The sequence below is a fragment of the Flavobacterium sp. IMCC34852 genome (assembly GCF_030643905.1).
GTDB lineage: Bacteria > Bacteroidota > Bacteroidia > Flavobacteriales > Flavobacteriaceae > Flavobacterium > Flavobacterium rivulicola.
On record NZ_CP121446.1, the window covers coordinates 2,087,543 to 2,107,413 of the forward strand.

Genomic DNA, 19,871 nt, shown 5'->3' on the forward strand with positions numbered 1-19,871 from the left:
CTCCCGCTTTTAGTCGGGAGTTACTGTTTATTCTAATGATAGTGTTATTTGTCCGTCATCATCGGTTTCCGTTTGAATATCATCAGAAACATTGTCTTCGCCAGTGACTTCTACCTCTTCAGGTTGAATTTCTTCCGGTTCTTCAAATGGCAATGGTTCTAATAAATTGACCTGTTTTAGCTTATCTGTCGTCAATTGGTTTCCAATCGCTTTGATACCTTTCACTGCAATGAACTGTTCTAAGTCAACCTTAATCGTTTCTTTTTGAACTCCTTTCACTTTGGCAAAAACAATTTCCGCCATCGGTCGCCAATCAGTGGAAACGACTTCTAATTGAGATTTCTCATGTTCCGTGATAAAGATTTCTTCTTTGTTTTCGTTTTCTACCAAGAAGCGTTTGACAAAATAACGGTCTTTTTCTCCGTCATAATAAATGGCCGAAATCGGTTTTTTCGGATGCCATTTTTCCAGAACAATCATGTCTTCATCAAAATGCGTGGTCAACTCAGGAATAATCGTTTTTAGTTTTCCGCTTTGGTTGATGATCAGCAAACGGTCATTCGGTCTGAATTCGCCTAACAGCTCACCTCTTCCGTCCACATTCAATCGTTGAACCGTATCGTCAAACCACACTTTACGCGGACGCAAGGTAGAAATTCCTTTTTCTTTGAGTTCTATTTTCTTGATTGGATATTTGGTTACCGTGTTACCACGCGAAGCTCTTCCCTTGATGGCAATATCGGAGAAATCTACATCCCATTTCAGTTTTTTCACGCTACCGATTTGGCGCAATAAAATCGTAACCGTTTCCGCTTCTCCATTCGGATTTGCTGAAAAATATAAGACTTGACTTCCGGCTTTTTCTTGGGTTAAATCATAAAACTTGTCTCTAGTAATTCCCGATACGTTAAAACGCTTGATAAAAGTTGAGCCGTTTTTACCATCGCGGTACATCATATTGTAAATGGTGCGCTTGTCATTTTTATCAAAAACCGCAATGTGGATAATGTCTTTGCCCACGAATTTTTTGTCATCCACTTTAGCTACCATCATTTTCCCGTCACGCAAAAACACGATTACATCATCGATGTCGGAACAATCGGCCACGTATTCGTCTTTTTTCAATCCGGTGCCAAAGAAACCTTCTTCCCTATTGACATAAAGTTTGGTATTTCTCAACACCACTTTTGTAGCTTCAATGGTATCAAAACTTCTCAACTCCGTTTGACGTTCGCGTCCTTTACCGTATTTGTCTTTTAGCTTTTGGAAGAAATCAATCGTATAGTCGATGATATGATCTAAATGATGTTTAACCTCTTCCATTTCGGCTTCCAGCTTGGCAATCGCATCATCCGCTTTGTCTGAGTCGAAACGCGTGATACGAATCATCGGAATTTGCGTTAGCTTTTGCAAATCGTCATCATTAATTTCTCTGACAAACGATTTCAAGAATGGCTTGAAACGGTCGTACATATAAACGTAAAGCGATTCTCTGTCGGAGTACAATTTGAAGTCGATGTACATTTCTTCACGAATGAAGATTTTTTCCAAAGTCGCAAAATGCCATTTGTTTTCTAATTCGTCTAACTGAATTTCCAGTTCGCGTTTGAGCAAATCCACCGTGCGATGTGTAGAAATTTTCAACATATCCGAAACACCGATGAACAACGGTTTGTGGTTTTCAATCACACAACCCAACGGGGCTACTGAAGTTTCACAAGCCGTAAACGCGTACAGTGCATCAATGGTTTTGTCGGGAGAAACGCCCGGCGGAAGATGGATTAAAATCTCAACTTCGGCGGCGGTGTTGTCTTCAATTTTTTTGATTTTTATTTTTCCTTTTTCATTGGCTTTCAGTATACTGTCAATCAGTGTTGAAGTATTGGTTGAAAACGGAATTTGGGTAATCACTAAGGTTTGCTTGTCGAGTTGACCAATCTTGGCACGCACACGAACACGTCCGCCACGCATACCATCATTGTAATTCGACACATCCGCAATACCCGCAGTCGGGAAATCAGGATATAAAGTAAATGGCTTGTTCTTTAAAACTTTGATAGAACACTCTATCAATTCATTAAAGTTGTGGGGTAATATTTTAGTCGATAAACCTACGGCAATTCCTTCGGCGCCTTGGGCTAACAATAGAGGGAATTTTACCGGAAGATTAATCGGTTCGGCACGTCGACCGTCATAAGACATTCCCCATTGGGTAATTTTGGGTGAATATAAAACATCGTGGCCAAATTTAGAAATACGAGCTTCAATATAACGCGAAGCCGCAGCGCTGTCGCCCGTGAGTATGTTTCCCCAGTTTCCTTGCATGTCGATAATCAAATCCTTCTGCCCGATTTGAACCATCGCATCACCAATACTCGCATCTCCGTGTGGATGGTACTGCATGGTGTGCCCAACGATGTTCGCCACTTTGTTGTAACGGCCATCATCGAGTTCTTTCATCGAGTGCATGATACGACGTTGCACCGGTTTGAATCCGTCTTCGATAGCCGGAACCGCACGCTCCAAAATTACATAGGAAGCATAGTCCAAAAACCAATCTTTGTACATGCCTGTAACTTTGGTAATGGTGTCTTCCGGGTTTTCGTCGTTTTCGTAGAAATGGCTGCCGGTGGAAGGTCGAATTACGTCTTCAAAACCTTCTTCTGCAGTTTCCTCATTCGTTGACTCGTTCAACTCTTCGTTGTTGTCGTCTTCGTTAGGGATGATATCGTCTTCTTCGTCTTTCATTTATGCTGAATTTATTTCAGTATCTTTTATATTTTAAAAAGAATATTTTTCTTTACAAATATGTTTTTGTGATTCTACTAAAATGCCGTTTGTCTGCTTAGTTTTTATTTGTACTGTTTTACATTCTTTATGATCATTACTTTTGATGATGAAAAATGTAGCCGAAAAGCTAAAGATAAAAACAACTACAACTATAAGTATGGTTTTCGTGTTCATGTAAATAAATTAATTTTTCTCCACCACATCCAATTCTACTTTCAAATTATTGATAATAAAATCTTGTCGGTCAGGAGTATTTTTGCCCATGTAGAATTCGAGTAAGGTTTCAATCGATGTGGCTTTGTCTAACATCACCGGATCAAGGCGAATATCTTGTCCTATAAAGTGTTTGAACTCATCAGGCGATATTTCTCCTAATCCCTTGAATCGCGTGATTTCGGGTTTAGGTTTTAGCTTTTCGATAGCGTTTACCCTTTCTTCTTCGCTGTAACAATAGATGGTTTCTTTTTTGTTTCGCACACGGAATAACGGTGTTTGCAAAATGTATAAGTGTCCGTCTTTGATTAGCTCCGGGAAAAACTGCAAAAAGAATGTGATTAGCAACAAGCGAATGTGCATTCCATCGACATCGGCATCGGTGGCGATTACGATATTGTTGTAACGCAAATCGCCCATGTCTTCTTCGATGTCTAATGCCGCTTGAAGTAAGTTGAACTCTTCGTTTTCGTACACAATCTTTTTGGTCATACCATACGAATTCAAAGGCTTTCCGCGCAAACTGAACACGGCTTGTGTATTCACATCACGCGACTTGGTAATCGAACCTGAAGCAGAATCTCCTTCAGTAATGAAAAGCGTGCTTTCTAAACTTCGTGGGTTTTTGGCATCGGTTAAGTGAACTCGGCAATCGCGTAGTTTTTTATTGTGCAGACTCGCTTTTTTGGCTCTGTCTTTGGCTAATTTTCTAATTCCTGAAAGCTCTTTACGTTCTCTTTCCGCCTGAAGGATTTTGCGCAATAACAAATCGGCTACTTCAGGATTTTTATGCAAAAAGTTGTCGAGTTTGGTTTTGATAAAATCATTGACAAACGTACGCACTGATGGACCTTTCGGACCAATTTCGGTGGAACCCAATTTGGTTTTGGTTTGTGATTCAAAAACCGGTTCTTCCACTTTGATGGAAACCGCCGACACTATCGATTTGCGAATATCAGACGCTTCGAAAGGTTTGTTGTAAAACTCTTTGATGGTTTTGACAATCGCTTCGCGGAAAGCCCCTAAATGCGTTCCTCCTTGGGTGGTGTTTTGTCCATTCACAAACGAATGGTATTCTTCGGAATATTGCGATTTACTGTGGGTTAATGCCACTTCGATATCGTCACCCAACAAATGGATGATTGGATATTGCATGTCTTCCTCCGTAATGGTTTCTTCTAATAAATCTTTTAATCCGTTATCGGAATAGAATTTTTCGCCATTGTAGTAAATGGTCAAACCGGTATTCAGATAACAATAGTTTTTGAGCATGCGAATCACATACTCGTTTCGGTATTTATAATTCTTAAAAATTGCCTCATCGGCAACGAAAGCTACTTTGGTTCCTTTGCGTTTGGTGGATTCCTGAACGTCTTCTTCAACGGTAAGATTTCCGGCAGAGAACTCGGCCGCTTTTTGTTGGTTATCCCGAACCGATTCCACCCGAAAGTAATTGGACAATGCATTTACCGCTTTGGTACCGACTCCATTCAAACCAACAGACTTTTTGAAGGCTTTGGAATCGTATTTTCCACCGGTATTCATTTTGGAAACCACATCAACTACTTTCCCCAAAGGAATACCACGACCGTAATCGCGAACGGTTACCATTTTGTCTTTAATAGTAACTTCAATCACTTTTCCGGCGCCCATTACAAATTCATCGATACAGTTATCGATTACTTCTTTGAGTAAGATGTAAATACCGTCATCGGGCGAAGAACCATCGCCGAGTTTTCCGATATACATTCCGGGACGCATTCGGATGTGTTCTTTCCAATCGAGTGAACGAATATTGTCTTCGGTATATTGATTTTGTTCGGCCATTTTAAAGCTAACGATTTTCAGCTAATATAGTGGAATTCGAATGGAAATAAAAGTGCAAAAATCAGAAGTTATCAATAATGATATTGACAAAATTTAATAAAAAAACCGCTAACTACTTAGCGGCTTTCATTGTTATTTTAAATCAAAAGAATAATTGCAAATTAGGTTGAGTGAATTGGTTTTAATGGAACCGTCACCAACGATTGGAACATCACTGATATCACTTAGACCCAAATTCTCTCGAATTTCAACTGAAATACCATTGCCGTTTTTGAGTTTGAATGTTTTTCCCAAACCGATTGTCAAACCAAAATCAAGGGTTTTATAATTATCGGTTTCATCAGAAGTCACGTTATCATAATCATTAGAAAGTTCTGATTTGAACATATAACTCAAAAAAGGGCCGCCATTTACATAAAAACTGTCATTAGTGCCAAATTTATATTTGACAAGAATTGGAAGTGATATAAATTGGTTTTGAAATTTGATTTTCACTCTGCCGTAAAATCCGGGATCATCCGGGTTTTCAATGATTTCCAAATAAGGGTTATCAGTTGCTGTTTTTCTATCGTAGTTGATATTGGCTACTAGTGACAATCTGTCTTTTAATTGATATTCAAATGAAACACCAACCAAAAAATCTACACCGGCATCTAAGGTTTCTATTTGAGGATTACCACGAAAACTTGAATAAGTCAAGCCTCCGTTAAAACCAACTTTTAATTTGCTTTGCGCAAAACCGTTTCCAGTCAAAAAAGCGACTAGCAATAAAGTATAAATTGTTTTTTTCATAAAGGCCGACTAAACGTTAAAACGGAAATGCATTACATCACCGTCTTTTACGATGTAATCCTTACCTTCTACTCTGAGTTTTCCGGCTTCTTTTACTTTAGCTTCTGAACCGTAGTGCGCAAAATCTTCGTAAGCTATTACTTCGGCGCGAATAAATCCTTTTTCAAAATCGGTGTGGATTACGCCGGCGGCTTTGGGTGCTGTATCTCCGATGTTGATAGTCCAAGCGCGAACTTCTTTTACTCCGGCAGTGAAATAGGTTTGTTGTTTTAATAATTTATAAGCGGCACGAATCAAAACCGAACTTCCCGGTTCGGTTAACCCTAAATCTTCCAAGAACATTTGACGCTCTTCGTAGGTTTCCAATTCGGTAATATCAGCTTCGGTACCAACAGCCAAGACAATTACTTCAGCGTTTTCATCCTTTACCAATTCGCGTACTTGGTCTACATAAGCATTTCCGGTAGCGGCCGATTCTTCGTCTACGTTACAAACGTATAAAACCGGTTTGGTTGTGATTAGTTGAAAATCTTCCATCAAAGCTTCTTCGTCGGCGTTTTGAGGCACAACGGTTCTGGCTGATTTGGCTTGTAATAAAGCTTCGCGGATTCGGTCTAAAAAAGCTTTCTCCACTTGGGCTTCTTTGTTACCGGTTTTGGCAGCACGGTTGACTTTTTCCAAACGTTTTTCAACAGTTTCCAGGTCTTTCAACTGCAATTCGATATCGATGGTTTCTTTATCTCGGATTGGGTTTACATTGCCGTCAACGTGAACAATATTGTCATTATCAAAACAACGCAACACATGAATAATCGCGTTACATTCTCTGATGTTGGCCAAGAATTGATTCCCTAAACCTTCGCCTTTACTTGCTCCTTTTACCAATCCGGCGATGTCAACGATATCAACGGTTGCCATTTGAACGCGCTCCGGTTTTACCAATTCTTCCAGTTTGTTGATTCTCGGATCAGGAACGTTAACCACTCCAATATTAGGTTCGATAGTACAAAACGGAAAGTTCGCGCTTTGTGCTTTCGCGTTTGACAAACAATTAAATAAGGTTGATTTTCCAACATTGGGTAATCCTACAATTCCTGCTTTCATTTTTATAAGTTTACAGTTAACGGTTTAAAGCTAACAGTTGATTTTTGTTTTAAAAGTGTGCAAATATAGCGTAATAAAATCAAGTAACAAAGCAGATAAAATGGCAATAATGCGGAAGCTAATTCGTGCGGTCGGCTAACTGCTCAATGATGGCTTGTTCTTCTTCGGTGGCGGTCAATCCGGAGATATTCCAATAGTCGGAAAGGATAGTGTTTTTCTTGTTGTAGAGTGTTTTGTCTTTAAAAACTTCACTGTCTTTGTAGCTGTAATTTTGGTTGCTGAAATTGGTCGTTACAAAGTAATTTCGAACTTCGATATCAGTAGTTTTATTTTTGTCAATTCGCTCAAAACCAATTTCTTCTTTAGAGCTAACTAAATAATAATTTTCACCGTCCAATCGGTAAATTGATTTGAATAATGACTTGTAGATATTTTTAGAACCAACGGCTTTTTTCTCCTTTACGCCGGCAATGGTCATTGGTGAAACAGATGTATTTACCTCAATGATTAACTTCTTTTTCCAATCGTAAATAATTTTAAAATCATCTTTCAAATCCTTGTTATTATCCAATGGGGTTACGATAAGTACATTGTAATCTTGATTGGCAGAATAGGCTTTGATGAGGAAATCATATTTTTTCTTTGCACCCGTTTCTAATATTGGACCCAAATATTTGAAATTGTAATAATTCTGCATGATATCATTAAGGTTATACCCCAATACATCAGAATTAATTTGGTCGAATACCAGTCCGAAAGACCGGTTTTGCTCCACTAAAATGGTACTCTTGAAATTTTTGTTTTTACCAAACAATTGAAAATTCATCAAACCGTCATTGTAATAAGTATAATTACCATCCATTTTAAAAAACTCTCTGGAGTATACTTTTAATCTCGCCGGAACAGTTAGTCTTTTAGCTGAATTATCCACTAAATTTTTTAATATTTTTTGGGGATGTTGCTTGGTTACAATGATTTCATCTAAATCATTGATGTTTCTTTTCAAGTAAATCGTGTTGTCTGTTTTTTGCAAAGCAGAAGAACGCACTGTTACTTTAATGTAGGAAGAATGAGTAACCTGAATGTTTGAAGAACCGTTAAGCATAAAGGTTACTTTTCCTTCAGTATTGCTCAACAAAGACTGTTTAGTTTTTAAAATATAAACCGTAACGTCTTCAATGGGAAGATTGGTCTCAGCATCTCTGAGCACCAATGACTTTTCAACCGTTTGACCGTGAATTGAAAAACTTAAAACCAATAAAAACAGCAGGTAATATTGCTTCATGCTTAGTTTGGGTTTGAACAAATTTAGTGAAATTTTACTTTAAATATAAAAGTTACTAAAATGTTAGTTAATTTGTTGAAATGGTTTTATCTGTAATGTTAAAACAACTCCAAAAAAATATTATATTGCATTTCATTAACACTAACCAACCAACTTATGAAAAAAATTACTCTTTTATTATTTTCATTGCAATTCGGTTACCTTGCAGCCCAAGACAATCCGAATGGCACACAAAAAGACTCCACGAAGGCCAATGAACTCCAAGAAATCAAAATTGTAGGTTCGAGGAATTCTAAAAGAACAGTAGTGAATTCAGCCGTTCCTATTGACATCATTGATGTTAAAAGCGTTACTACCCAAAGTGGTAAAATTGAAATCAATGAATTGCTTCAGTATGCTGCGCCTTCTTTTAATGCCAACAAGCAATCGGGTTCTGACGGAGCTGACCATGTTGATCCGGCTACTTTAAGAGGAATGGGACCCGATCAAACTTTGGTTTTGATTAACGGCAAACGAAGACACCAATCTTCACTAATCAATCTTTTCGGTACCCGTGGTCGTGGGAATACCGGAACCGATTTGAATGCGATTCCTGCAGCAGCGATTAAACGAATTGAGATTCTTCGAGATGGTGCTGCGGCACAATATGGGTCGGATGCCATTGCAGGGGTAATCAATATCGTTTTGAATGACAATGTCGATGAACTCACCGGAACCATAACTTATGGTATGTACAGTACTAATGCTGATGGAGATTTTCCGGCCGGTACAGCCAATACCGGTGACAATTTCCTGGATACTAATGCCGATGGAAATAAGATTGCCGATGGGAAGAGTTTTGATGGAAATTCAGTTAAATTGACTACTAATTACGGAACGAAAATTGGGGACAAAGGTGGTTTTGCCAACTTTACCGCAGAGTATTTGAATAAGGAAAAAACATTGCGCCCGGGATTTGATTTCAGAAGAGGTTTTGGAGAAGCTTCAATAGAGAGTTTTAATTTCTTTGTGAATGCCGCCATTCCGGTTTCGGACAACACCAAGTTTTATGTTTTTGGCGGGAGAAATTTCAGAGATACTGATGCTTATGCCTTTACCAGAAACAATCCTTCTCCGAGAATTGTAACCGATATTTATCCTAACGGATTTACACCCAGAATCACCTCTTTAATTATTGACAATTCGGTTTCGGCCGGATTCAGAACGAAAACAGCTAGCGGTTGGAATTTGGACATCAGCAATACTTTTGGTAAAAATTTATTCCACTACTATATTAAAGGTACATTGAATGCTTCATTGGAAGAAGCTTCGCCAACCGAGTTTGATGCCGGTGGTCATACATTAAGCCAAAATACCATCAATTTAGATTTGTCTAAAAACTATGATTCGGTATTAAATGGTTTTAACTTAGCTTTTGGTGGAGAATACCGCACTGAGCAATTCACCATTTTTGCGGGAGAAGAAGGTTCGTATGCTACTTATGATGTTAACGGTCAACCGATTACTGATCCTCTGAATCAAACCATTCCTAATGATCCAAATACCGGAGAGCCTAGACCGGGTGGTTCACAAGGATTTCCCGGTTACAGTCCGGCGAATGAAGTAAACAGAAGTCGTTCGAATGTTTCGCTTTATGCCGATGGTGAATTGGATGTGAATGATAACTTTATGGTTTCTTCTGCTTTGCGTTTTGAAAGTTATAGCGATTTTGGAAGTACTTTAAACGGAAAATTAGCCGCCCGATTAAAAACCGGCGGCAACATCAACTTGAGAGGTTCAATCAGTTCCGGATTCAGAGCGCCATCTTTGGCACAGATTTATTACAATTTGCGATTTACCAATTTCTCTTCAAGCGGTGCATCTGAGATTTTATTGTCTCCTAATAACAGCCCGGTAACCCAAGCTTTTGGTATTGGTAAATTAAACGAAGAAAAAGCCATTAACGGTTCATTAGGATTTACAGCTTCTTACGGAGATTTCACTGCAACCATTGACGGTTACATGGTTAATGTAACCGACAGAATCGTATTGACCGGATATTTTGATGCTTCGGCTTTAAACATAGGTGTTGACCAAGCGCAATTTTTTGTGAACGGTGTTGACACTAAAACTACCGGTTTGGATGTGGTAATTTCTTGGAAAAAGAAATTTGGGGACAATTCTTTTGGCGCTACTTTAGTGGGTAATATCAATGATATGAAAGTGGATAAAGTAAACAACGGTACTTTAGATGAACAAACTTTCTTCGGTGAAAGAGAAAAAGCTTTCCTTTTGGCTTCGGCACCGGAAAACAAATTTGCTTTAAACCTGAACTACGCACGCAAATGGTTTGATGCCGGATTGGCATTTACTCGTTTTAGTGAAGTTAGATTATTGGATTACCAAATGTACGAAGACGTTGCTGATTACGGCACTTTTGCCAACCAAATCAAAGCGGCTACTGATACTTACGGTGCTAAAATTGTGACCGACTTGACTTTAGGATTCAACCTTTCAAAAAATACTAAGTTGAGTGTTGGAAGCAATAACTTATTCAACGTTTATCCTGACCAACAAGACGACTGGGTTGAAGCCGGTGGTTATTGGGATGCGGTACAAATGGGATTTGGCGGTGCGTACTACTACGCTCGTATGAATTTCAAATTCTAAAAACCAGCATAACTTTATTTTCAATCCCGAGATTCTTTCTCGGGATTTTTTATGCATATTTTGTAACAATTAAAAAAAATCATGTAACAGTTTCTCTCTTTTCGGAGGTTAACTTTGTATTGTTACCACTTGTTAAAGTAATCATGATAAGAGACAATCTAAGTTTATTGGTAGTATTCGACTATAGTAATGCACTTTCAAAAAAACTTCCGATAACAATTATATTGATAAAAACAAGAATCTACTCTCTGTTGGCTATTTGAATGAAAAAGGAAAGGCTGATGAAGTCAAAACAGACCAAGTAGTTCTTGACAAATTAATTGTTGTGAAGTCTCACTATATTTCATGTTTTGTTGGGAAAGCCCGGGCACTTGTGTTCGGGTTTTTGTTTTTAAGCATAAAAAAAACCTCAAAAAAATTGAGGTTTACAATATTATTCGTTGTGTAAAAAAGACTGTCTGTTGAGTAACGTTTCTTCACTTTCCACATGATTATCATCGGGTACGCAACAATCCACCGGACAAACGGCTGCACATTGCGGTTCTTCGTGAAAACCTTTACATTCGGTACATTTACCGGGAACTATATAATAAATATCATCCGATAGAGGTGTTTGAGCTGCATCTGCATCAACTTCGCTTCCATCGGGTAAAACAACTTTGCCTCTTAACTTGGTTCCGTCTTTATAACGCCAATCGTCAGCACCTTCGTAAATAGCAGTATTTGGACATTCGGGTTCACATGCACCACAGTTGATACATTCGTCTGTTATTATGATTGCCATAGCTAATTTTTAATTAATTTTGCGCAAAATTACAATCAAAACCATTCATAAACAAGCTACTGATGTTACAAATCGAGAAAAAAAAATGTTTTGTTGAATTAGGAAAGTTTTTAAACCAATTTTCTTTGGAAGAAAACAGTAAAAACGAGACAGTTTTACACAATGACTTGTTCTTCGATAGTTTTGTGGATTTAATTCATTTGTCGCAATCACACAATGGTTGGTTTACACCTGAGCAGGTTTATCATTCGGTTCAATCTTGGGCGAAAGCTTTACAGGAAGAGAATTTGAACCAATGGTTATCAAATTACGATTTCTCTAAAGTACAGCCAAAAACCGTTGGTCTTATACTCGCCGGAAATATTCCGTTGGTTGGTTTTCACGATTTTCTATCCGTATTGATTTCCGGACATAAAGTTTTGGTAAAGACTTCTTCCAATGACCAACATTTAATCAAATTTTTGGCCCAATATTTAATTGCGGTCAATTCCGAAATTGAAAACTTTATCACTTTTACCGATGGTAAATTAGAAAACTTCGATGCCGTAATCGCTACCGGAAGTAACAACACGGCTCGTTATTTTGAGTTTTATTTTAAAGACAAACCGAGTATCATTCGCAAAAATCGAAACTCAGTTGCGGTTTTAACTGGAGAGGAAAGGCGGGAAGATTTGGTACAATTAGGAGAAGACATTTTTAGATATTTTGGTTTGGGTTGCCGAAATGTTTCCAAATTATTTGTTCCGAAAGATTACGATTTCCAACCCTTCTTTCAAGCAATTTACGAATACAAAGACGTGATTTTTTACGAAAAATATTCCAACAACTACGACTATAACAAAGCCGTTTTCTTAATGAGTAACTTTAAGTTATTGGATAACGAGTTTTTAACTTTAAAAGAAGATACGAGCTACGCCTCGCCTATTTCTTCGGTTTTTTATGAATTCTATGAAAATATAGAAGACCTCAGAAAGCAATTGGAAAACGATGCCGAGCAGATTCAGTGTGTTGTTTCTAAAAATGCTATACCGAAAAGTATACCTTTTGGTAAAACCCAACAACCGGAGCTTTGGGATTATGCAGATAATGTAGATACATTAGAATTTTTATTGCAAATCTGATTGAAAGATTCCTAATAAATGTTATAAACTAAAACGTTTTCGTTAATAACATAGCCTTATTATTGCGGAATTTTAACCGGTTATTTTAGCCCTATTTCCGAAATTTGCACTTTAATTTTTTGGAAATTGATCATGAAAAAACACAACTACAGCGCCGGACCTTGCATATTGCCACAAGAAGTTTTTGAAAAATCGGCTCAAGCCGTTTTGGATTTTAACCATTCAGGTTTGTCCTTATTAGAGATTTCACACCGAAGCAAAGATTTCGTTGCCGTTATGGAAGAAGCCAGAGCTTTGGTCTTAGAACTTCTAGGTTTGGAAGGCAAAGGTTATCAAGCTTTGTTTTTACAAGGTGGTGCGAGTTTAGAGTTCCTAATGGTTCCCTACAACTTAATGAAAGTTGATGGCAAAGCCGCTTATTTAGATACCGGAACTTGGGCCAACAACGCCATTAAAGAAGCCAAATTGTTTGGAGAAACCGTAGTGGTAGCTTCGTCAAAAGAGCAAAATTACAATCATATTCCAACCGATTATACGATTCCTACTGATGCGAGTTACTTTCACTGTACGAGTAACAATACCATTTTTGGAACACAAATGAAGTCATTCCCAAAAACTGATGTACCGGTAGTTTGTGATATGAGTTCGGATATCTTTTCGCGCAGTTTAGACTTCTCTCAATTCGACTTAATTTATGCCGGAGCTCAGAAAAATATGGGTGCCGCGGGAGCAACATTGGTTGTGGTGAAAGAAGAAATCCTTGGGAAATCAGGCAGAACGATTCCGAGTATTTTAGATTATGAAAAACACATTAAGGCGGAAAGCATGTACAATACTCCGGCCGTTTTTGCGGTTTACACTTGTTTGCTGACATTGCAATGGTTGAAAAACCAAGGCGGCATAGCAGCGATTGAAAAAGTAAACGAAGCCAAAGCCAATTTGCTTTACAGCGAAATCGACAGAAATCCGTTGTTCATTGGCACCGCCAATCCTGCTGACAGAAGTTTTATGAATGCCACTTTCCTATTGGTCAATCCTGAGCATCAGGAAACGTTTGACAAAATGTGGAAAGCAGCCGGAATTTCTGGATTGCCTGGTCATCGTTCTGTTGGTGGTTACCGAGCTTCGATGTACAATGCTTTGCCTTTGGAAAGTGTACAGGTTTTAGTCGATGTGATGAAAGAATTAGAGGTCGTTTACAACAATCAATCTCAGTTAGCAGAGAAATAATAGCCCGGATTGAAGCGAGCTACCGTGTAGCGCGGAAAGCCGGATTAAGCTCCTAAAAAAACAATTTAAAATTTAAAATTCACAATTTATAATAATGAAAGTATTAGCCAACGACGGAATTTCAAAAAGCGGCATTCTGGCTTTAGAAAAAGGTGGTTTTGAAGTAATCACCACCAAAGTAGCACAAGAGCAAGTTGCCAATTATGTGAATGCCAACAACATTTCGGTGGTTTTGGTTCGCAGTGCGACTAAAGTTAGAAAAGACATTATTGATGCTTGTCCGGGATTGAAAATCATTGGTCGCGGTGGCGTTGGAATGGACAATATTGATGTGGATTATGCTCGCAGCAAAGGCATTCATGTGATTAACACACCGGCTTCTTCTTCGGAAAGTGTGGCCGAATTGGTGTTTGCACACTTATTTACAGGCGTTAGATTTTTACATGATGCCAACAGAAATATGCCTTTGGAAGGCGATACCAACTTCGACGGTTTGAAAAAAGCTTATGCGAACGGCATCGAATTAAGAGGTAAAACTTTGGGTATTATTGGATTTGGAAGAATTGGTCAGGCTGTCGCCAAAATGGCCTTAGGTCTTGGGATGAAAGTAATTGCTGCTGATAAATTTGTTGACAAAGCGGAAGTAAAAGTTGATTTCTATAATGGTCAGTTTATCAATGTAGAATTTGAAACCGAGCCTTTGGAAGATGTTATCAAACATTCTGATTTTATTACACTTCACGTTCCGGCTCAAGACGGTTATGTGATTGGTAAAGAAGAATTTGAATTGATGAAAGACGGCGTTGGGATTGTAAACTGTGCTCGTGGTGGTGTGATTGATGAAGTAGCTTTGGTAGAAGCTTTGGATAATGACAAAGTATTATTTGCCGGTTTAGACGTTTTTGAAAACGAACCGACTCCGGAAATCCAAATCCTTATGCATACTAAGATTTCGTTAACGCCTCATATTGGTGCGGCGACTTTGGAAGCACAAGATAGAATCGGAACCGAATTGGCTGAGCAAATTATTAGTTTGTTGAAAGCTGAGAAAGTTTAAATCCTAAAAAATATAATTGGAGCCATACTGAAAAGTGTGGCTTTTTTATTTTAACATATTGACAATACAATGTTTGAGGCGTTTTGTGTAATTTTATGAAAAATTGAAGCGATGAAAACTTTAGTATCAATTGGGTTTCTACTATTGGTTATTATAGGCTGTAACAGTTCTAAAACAATTGTTGGTGCGAATGATAATAGCATGGCCAAAGTTTCGGATACGGTTAAAATTGCCAATGACAGTTTGGAATATGAAGTGATTATTATAGATCCCGGTTTTAGTTCATGGCTTGCCGGAAGAGCCAGACCCAGAGGTTATTTTGAAGAGAGTTATTTTGAAATAAAAAACCGAATCTACGTAGCAGAATGGAATCGAAGAGCGATGTTGCCGATGCAGTACAATCCGAATTTATACGAAATGCAAATAAATTATGAGCCAAATATTCATTATGGATACGAAGTCAACTATTTGATTTACAATTATTTTATTTACTTTCAAAACCGTTACAATCAACAGTTGGCCGGATTTGTTCCGAAACAATAATCGTTTATCTTTGTAGAAAATCACCCTATGGCAAGTTTTAAAGAACGCTGGAACATCAAATCAAATTGGCAAGTCTTTGTTATTTTGGTCGTTTTTGCGGTTACGGGTTCTACTTCGGCTTATCTTTCCAAACCGGTTTTGGAATTGTTCGGCATCGTAAAAGGCGATGTTTCTAATTGGATTTATTATCCTTTATATATCATTCTCATCTTCCCTATTTATCAGGTTTTGTTGGTTAGTTTCGGATTTATTTTCGGGCAGTTTACTTTCTTTTGGGCTTTTGAAAAGAAGATGTTGAAAAGTATGGGATTGGGTTTTTTGGTTCCCGATAAAAAAAGCCCCGAGTAAATTAACACTCAGGACTTTTTACCAAAATACTCAACTTAACTAAAATGCTATTTCTCTTTTATTAAATTAAAGAAATCATTTCTATTGTCTTTGTCATTGAAAATACCGCCGTATTGAATGGTAGAAGTGTAACTGGTTTCGTCTTCAATTCCTCTGCTGGAAACGCATAAATGCTTGGCTTCCATCACCACAATTACACTATCGGTATCTAAAACCGATTTTAATTCGTTAAAAATCTGCATGATTAATCGCTCCTGTACTTGTGGTCTGCGCGAATAATAATCAACAATTCGGTTCAATTTTGATAAACCAATTACTTTACCGCTGGAAACATAACCAATATGGGCTTTGCCTATGATAGGCAAAAAATGGTGTTCACAAGTGGAATTAAAACTGATATCGGCTTCCACCAACATCTTGTCATATTGATAAGAGTTGTCAAAAACCGAAATTTTTGGTTTGTTGGCCGGGTTAAGTCCGGAGAAAATTTCGTCAATAAACATTTTGGCAACACGATGAGGCGTTCCTCTCAAACTATCGTCTGTCATGTCTAAACCCATTTCCTCCATGATTTGATAGAAATGATGCTCGATGACTTTTTTCTTTTCTTCTTCTGATTTATCGAAGGCATCAGGACGAAGTGGTGTTTCTGCAGAAGTCATTTGATGATTGTCGCCTATCAGTTCAAATAATTCTTTTTCAATGGCTGTGTTCATAAGAATTAATTTTTTTTGTTTAACAAATGTAGTTAATAATTAAACAAAATAATTTTCTTAACACAACTTTATCATTTATTCAAGCATAAAAAAAATCGATATCAATTTTTAAAACAAAATACTTTGTTACTTTGTGAAAAATTCACTTGATGATAATTGCCAAAAAGATTCATAAATATTACGACAGTTTACACGTTTTAAAAGGTGTGGATTTGCACATAAAAAAAGGAGAGATTGTTTCCATTGTTGGTGCGTCAGGCGCCGGAAAAACAACCCTACTGCAAATCCTCGGAACGCTGGATAATGCTTCAAAATCTGATGCCACTTCATTAGAAATTAATGGTGAAAACATCCTGAAAATGAATGACAAAGCTTTATCTAAGTTTAGAAATTTGCACTTGGGTTTTATCTTCCAATTTCACCAATTATTACCCGAATTTACGGCTTTAGAAAATGTGTGTATTCCGGCCTATATCGCAGGCAAAGAAAAGAAGGAAACCGAAGTTGAAGCCAAACGTTTACTGGATTATTTAGGCTTGTCAGAAAGAAGTCATCACAAGCCCAACGAACTTTCGGGTGGTGAACAACAACGTGTTGCTGTTGCTCGTGCCTTGATAAACAAACCGGCGGTAATTTTTGCCGATGAACCTTCAGGGAATTTGGATACCGTTTCGGCTGAGAATTTGCACCAATTATTTTTTAAGCTCAGGGAAGAATTTGGGCAAACCTTTGTCATTGTGACGCACAACGAAGAATTAGCCAATATGGCCGATAGAAAATTAGTCATGAAAGACGGCTTAATCGTTTGATGTTATGGCGCTTATTCTAATTAGTTGGCTGTATGTTTTTTTCACTTCCATCACTTTAGGAATAGGGTTTGCCAAATTTTTTCAGATTAGATCTTTCAGCATAGTCATTACCGGAATTCTGGGCTTATTCGGTGTGACGCTTTTAGCAAGCTCTTGGGCAATATTTGGTCCGATAAACATAGCATTTCATACTTTTTTGCTGATAACTTCAATGGTTCTTGGGTTTTATTTTAAAGCCGATTTAAATGAGATTATCAAAAGCACACGAACACAGTTTTCAGATTTTTCAGTATTGGTAAAAGTGCTTTTAAGTTTCAGCAGTGTTTTAATTTTAGCCCAAAGCGCCACTTTGCCTTTTATTGCAGACAACGAAACTTATTACCTTCAAACCATCAAATGGCTCAACGAATACGGTTTTGTTCCCGGTTTGGCTAATTTGCACTTGTTTCTCGGACAAACCAGCGGTTGGCATATCACACAAAGCGTTTACTCGTTTTCGTTTTTGTATGACAACTTTAATGATTTGAACGGATATTTGTTGCTAGTGGTAAACTTTTGGGCAATTCAAAAACTTCACTCCTATTTTACTCACGGCAATCGATTGGATTTGGTTTTTGGTTTATTGCCATTAACTTATGTATTTCTATTTCAATTCGTTAGTGCTCCATCGCCAGATTTACCGGTTTATTTGATTGGATTTATAGTGTTTTCAATTTATTTGGATTCTCAAAAAGAGAATGTTTTAGAAAAGTTTAACCTCTTAACCGTTTTGGTGCTCTTTGCGGTTTATATCAAAATCACGGCTGTCGTACTATTGGTTTTACCATTCATTCTTTTGATAAAAAATAGGAGTGTATTGAGAAGCCAACTTGTTCAGATTCGGCTTTTGGGCGGATTGGTTTTATTTCTTTTTGTTATTAAAAATAGTATACTGACCGGCTATCCTTTTTATCCGTTGACCGTTTTGCCTTATTCAGGAGCAAATTATGTGGTGCCATTAGAAATCATAAATTATTTTTTTGGAGGAGAAATGATGCATTCGTTTTATATGGGATTTGGGTCTTTTGAAAAGGCTTCGTTTTTAGACTTCCTCAAGCAATATTTTTTGCACAACGGAATTGACAGTATTATTGGATTGACAACTGTATTCTTGTTGCTAATTTCACCTTTCATCATTTCAAAATATTATCCAAAACAAAAGATTCGTGATGTTTACTTTGCTTTTATTGCCTTATTGATATTACTTACTTTTAGTTCGCCTCAGTATCGCTTTTATGTTTATTTCACGATTTTCTTCGGACTTATTTTCCTCTCGATTATAGTCACCAAAAAGAAACTTATCATGGGTTTACTTAGTTTGAGTTTACTGTTAGTTGCTGTTTTGATTTTTGTGCCAATGTCATTCAGTGCTTTGACACAGAACAAATTATTAGCCGAAAACAGTACGTTTCAAATAAAGAATGTCATTCATCCGAAACCAAACACAAAAGAAAAACTAGGTTATAATAAAGTTTCAAAAGAAAATCTCAACTACTACTCGCCTACCAAAACTGATTTATTTTGGATAACCGGAAACGGAACTTTACCTTGTGTAAATCAAGAACAATTGGAATATTTTGAAACCCATTTCCATGTCATTCCTCAATTGCGTGGCAAGATATTAAGCGAAGGTTTTTATGCCAAAAAAACGAAAGCCAATGACTAAAGCCGAACTCAAAGAATTCCTGGATGAAAAGGTAGCGTTGTACAACCATCCCAACTTTATCGAAAGTGATCCTATTCAGATTCCGCATCAATTTTCTTTGAAAGAAGACATTGAAATTGCCGGTTTTTTAGCGGCAACCATAGCTTGGGGAAACCGCAAAATGATTATCAACAATGCCAAACGCATGATGGATTTGATGGGCAATTCTCCGTATGATTTTGTGATGAGCCATCAAGAGCATCATTTAGACAATCTGGAAACATTTGTTCACCGCACTTTTAACGGAACCGATTTTAAAACTTTTGTTGTAGGATTAAATCATATTTATACAAATCATAACGGCTTAGAAAACGCATTTTACAACCATAATGAGGCGTCAATTTTAAATCTTCAAACCAACATTCACTTATTCAAAAAGAAGTTTTTTGAATGTACGAATTTTGAAAGGTCAAAAAAACACCTTTCAGATCCGTTACAAGGTTCGGCTGCCAAACGCATCAACATGTTTTTAAGATGGATGGTTCGAAGAGACAATAACGGTGTAGACCTTGGTATATGGAAAAAAATACCCATGTCGGCTCTCTCCTGCCCGCTGGATGTACACTCCGGAAATGTAGCCAGAAAACTGGGTTTACTCACACGCAAACAAAACGATTTTAAGGCTGTTGTCGAACTTGACAATGAACTTAGAAAATTGGATAAAAACGATCCAGTAAAATACGATTTTGCACTATTCGGTCTAGGCGTTTTTGAAGGGTTTTAAAAAATATGTACTTTTTAAGATTTTAACAAAAAAGCTGACTTATCAACAAAATTTTATGTAGTCTTTTTTTTGTTATTAAATGAAAATTACCCTGGAATTTTAAATTTTGTCCTAAAAAAGATGTCATTCATCGAT

General features: G+C 37.4%; 16 protein-coding genes. 9 read left to right on the forward strand and 7 right to left on the reverse strand.

The features are described from left to right. Positions 1 to 27: 27 nt before the first annotated feature. The 5 genes from P7V56_RS09155 to P7V56_RS09175 form a co-directional block, all read right to left on the reverse strand. On the reverse strand, positions 28 to 2,748 hold the full coding sequence (locus P7V56_RS09155; protein WP_171223056.1) for a DNA gyrase/topoisomerase IV subunit A: 2,721 nt from the start codon (positions 2,746 to 2,748) through the stop codon (positions 28 to 30). 225 nt (positions 2,749 to 2,973) lie between these two features. Then, a complete protein-coding gene (locus P7V56_RS09160) occupies positions 2,974 to 4,830 on the reverse strand; it encodes a DNA topoisomerase IV subunit B (RefSeq protein WP_171223055.1) in 1,857 nt (618 codons plus the stop codon). Between the two features lie 132 nt (positions 4,831 to 4,962). After that, on the reverse strand, positions 4,963 to 5,622 hold the full coding sequence (locus tag P7V56_RS09165) for a porin family protein (protein WP_171223054.1): 660 nt from the start codon (positions 5,620 to 5,622) through the stop codon (positions 4,963 to 4,965). 9 nt (positions 5,623 to 5,631) lie between these two features. Further along, positions 5,632 to 6,726 carry a redox-regulated ATPase YchF gene (gene ychF / locus P7V56_RS09170; RefSeq protein WP_171223053.1) on the reverse strand — a complete coding sequence of 365 codons (1,095 nt, stop codon included), beginning with the start codon at positions 6,724 to 6,726 and terminating at the stop codon, positions 5,632 to 5,634. A gap of 118 nt (positions 6,727 to 6,844) precedes the next feature. Further along, on the reverse strand, positions 6,845 to 8,011 hold the full coding sequence (locus P7V56_RS09175) for a hypothetical protein (protein ID WP_171223052.1): 1,167 nt from the start codon (positions 8,009 to 8,011) through the stop codon (positions 6,845 to 6,847). Between the two features lie 156 nt (positions 8,012 to 8,167). On the opposite strand from P7V56_RS09175, the gene P7V56_RS09180 reads away from it, so the two are divergent. Next, the gene (locus P7V56_RS09180; protein ID WP_171223051.1) at positions 8,168 to 10,660 is read left to right on the forward strand and encodes a TonB-dependent receptor plug domain-containing protein; all 2,493 of its coding nucleotides are present in this window, start codon (positions 8,168 to 8,170) and stop codon (positions 10,658 to 10,660) included. A 433-nt stretch (positions 10,661 to 11,093) separates the two neighbouring features. On the opposite strand, the gene P7V56_RS09185 is transcribed toward P7V56_RS09180, so the two are convergent. Then, positions 11,094 to 11,444: a 4Fe-4S dicluster domain-containing protein gene (locus P7V56_RS09185; RefSeq protein WP_171223050.1), complete on the reverse strand. Its 351-nt coding sequence runs from the start codon at positions 11,442 to 11,444 to the stop codon at positions 11,094 to 11,096. Positions 11,445 to 11,506: 62 nt separating this feature from the next. On the opposite strand from P7V56_RS09185, the gene P7V56_RS09190 reads away from it, so the two are divergent. From P7V56_RS09190 to P7V56_RS09210, 5 genes are all read left to right on the forward strand, one after another. Then, positions 11,507 to 12,565 carry an acyl-CoA reductase gene (locus P7V56_RS09190; RefSeq protein ID WP_171223049.1) on the forward strand — a complete coding sequence of 353 codons (1,059 nt, stop codon included), beginning with the start codon at positions 11,507 to 11,509 and terminating at the stop codon, positions 12,563 to 12,565. A gap of 132 nt (positions 12,566 to 12,697) precedes the next feature. Further along, the gene (serC, locus tag P7V56_RS09195; protein ID WP_171223048.1) at positions 12,698 to 13,795 is read left to right on the forward strand and encodes a 3-phosphoserine/phosphohydroxythreonine transaminase; all 1,098 of its coding nucleotides are present in this window, start codon (positions 12,698 to 12,700) and stop codon (positions 13,793 to 13,795) included. A gap of 94 nt (positions 13,796 to 13,889) precedes the next feature. Beyond that, positions 13,890 to 14,852 carry a D-2-hydroxyacid dehydrogenase gene (locus tag P7V56_RS09200; protein ID WP_171223047.1) on the forward strand — a complete coding sequence of 321 codons (963 nt, stop codon included), beginning with the start codon at positions 13,890 to 13,892 and terminating at the stop codon, positions 14,850 to 14,852. 111 nt (positions 14,853 to 14,963) lie between these two features. Continuing rightward, positions 14,964 to 15,395, forward strand: a complete 432-nt coding sequence (locus P7V56_RS09205; RefSeq protein WP_171223046.1) for a DUF6146 family protein — start codon at positions 14,964 to 14,966, stop codon at positions 15,393 to 15,395. A 27-nt stretch (positions 15,396 to 15,422) separates the two neighbouring features. Beyond that, positions 15,423 to 15,743: a DUF6787 family protein gene (locus tag P7V56_RS09210; protein ID WP_171223045.1), complete on the forward strand. Its 321-nt coding sequence runs from the start codon at positions 15,423 to 15,425 to the stop codon at positions 15,741 to 15,743. Between the two features lie 47 nt (positions 15,744 to 15,790). On the opposite strand, the gene folE is transcribed toward P7V56_RS09210, so the two are convergent. Then, the gene (folE, locus tag P7V56_RS09215) at positions 15,791 to 16,459 is read right to left on the reverse strand and encodes a GTP cyclohydrolase I FolE (RefSeq protein WP_171223044.1); all 669 of its coding nucleotides are present in this window, start codon (positions 16,457 to 16,459) and stop codon (positions 15,791 to 15,793) included. 149 nt (positions 16,460 to 16,608) lie between these two features. Here folE and P7V56_RS09220 point away from each other — a divergent pair, with 149 nt between their 5' ends. The 3 genes from P7V56_RS09220 to P7V56_RS09230 are packed head-to-tail and all read left to right on the forward strand — an operon-like array spanning position 16,609 to position 19,736. Next, positions 16,609 to 17,268 (forward strand): ABC transporter ATP-binding protein, encoded by a 660-nt coding sequence (locus tag P7V56_RS09220; protein ID WP_171223043.1) that lies wholly within the window; start codon positions 16,609 to 16,611, stop codon positions 17,266 to 17,268. A gap of 4 nt (positions 17,269 to 17,272) precedes the next feature. Beyond that, positions 17,273 to 18,973: a DUF8201 family protein gene (locus tag P7V56_RS09225; RefSeq protein ID WP_171223042.1), complete on the forward strand. Its 1,701-nt coding sequence runs from the start codon at positions 17,273 to 17,275 to the stop codon at positions 18,971 to 18,973. Next, positions 18,966 to 19,736: a TIGR02757 family protein gene (locus P7V56_RS09230; RefSeq protein WP_171223041.1), complete on the forward strand. Its 771-nt coding sequence runs from the start codon at positions 18,966 to 18,968 to the stop codon at positions 19,734 to 19,736. Before P7V56_RS09225 ends, P7V56_RS09230 begins: the two co-directional genes overlap by 8 nt. The last annotated feature ends 135 nt before the right edge of the window (positions 19,737 to 19,871 follow it).

What these genes read in the sequence shown, in the direction of transcription:
- P7V56_RS09210 (WP_171223045.1), top strand. Translation starts at nt 15,423, where the DNA reads ATGGCAAGTTTTAAAGAACGCTGGAACATCAAATCAAATTGGCAAGTC.
- ychF (WP_171223053.1), bottom strand. Translation starts at nt 6,726, where the DNA reads ATGAAAGCAGGAATTGTAGGATTACCCAATGTTGGAAAATCAACCTTA.
- P7V56_RS09205 (WP_171223046.1), top strand. Translation starts at nt 14,964, where the DNA reads ATGAAAACTTTAGTATCAATTGGGTTTCTACTATTGGTTATTATAGGC.
- P7V56_RS09220 (WP_171223043.1), top strand. Translation starts at nt 16,609, where the DNA reads ATGATAATTGCCAAAAAGATTCATAAATATTACGACAGTTTACACGTT.
- P7V56_RS09160 (WP_171223055.1), bottom strand. Translation starts at nt 4,830, where the DNA reads ATGGCCGAACAAAATCAATATACCGAAGACAATATTCGTTCACTCGAT.
- folE (WP_171223044.1), bottom strand. Translation starts at nt 16,459, where the DNA reads ATGAACACAGCCATTGAAAAAGAATTATTTGAACTGATAGGCGACAAT.
- P7V56_RS09200 (WP_171223047.1), top strand. Translation starts at nt 13,890, where the DNA reads ATGAAAGTATTAGCCAACGACGGAATTTCAAAAAGCGGCATTCTGGCT.
- serC (WP_171223048.1), top strand. Translation starts at nt 12,698, where the DNA reads ATGAAAAAACACAACTACAGCGCCGGACCTTGCATATTGCCACAAGAA.
- P7V56_RS09190 (WP_171223049.1), top strand. Translation starts at nt 11,507, where the DNA reads ATGTTACAAATCGAGAAAAAAAAATGTTTTGTTGAATTAGGAAAGTTT.
- P7V56_RS09225 (WP_171223042.1), top strand. Translation starts at nt 17,273, where the DNA reads ATGGCGCTTATTCTAATTAGTTGGCTGTATGTTTTTTTCACTTCCATC.
- P7V56_RS09165 (WP_171223054.1), bottom strand. Translation starts at nt 5,622, where the DNA reads ATGAAAAAAACAATTTATACTTTATTGCTAGTCGCTTTTTTGACTGGA.
- P7V56_RS09230 (WP_171223041.1), top strand. Translation starts at nt 18,966, where the DNA reads ATGACTAAAGCCGAACTCAAAGAATTCCTGGATGAAAAGGTAGCGTTG.
- P7V56_RS09185 (WP_171223050.1), bottom strand. Translation starts at nt 11,444, where the DNA reads ATGGCAATCATAATAACAGACGAATGTATCAACTGTGGTGCATGTGAA.
- P7V56_RS09180 (WP_171223051.1), top strand. Translation starts at nt 8,168, where the DNA reads ATGAAAAAAATTACTCTTTTATTATTTTCATTGCAATTCGGTTACCTT.
- P7V56_RS09175 (WP_171223052.1), bottom strand. Translation starts at nt 8,011, where the DNA reads ATGAAGCAATATTACCTGCTGTTTTTATTGGTTTTAAGTTTTTCAATT.
- P7V56_RS09155 (WP_171223056.1), bottom strand. Translation starts at nt 2,748, where the DNA reads ATGAAAGACGAAGAAGACGATATCATCCCTAACGAAGACGACAACAAC.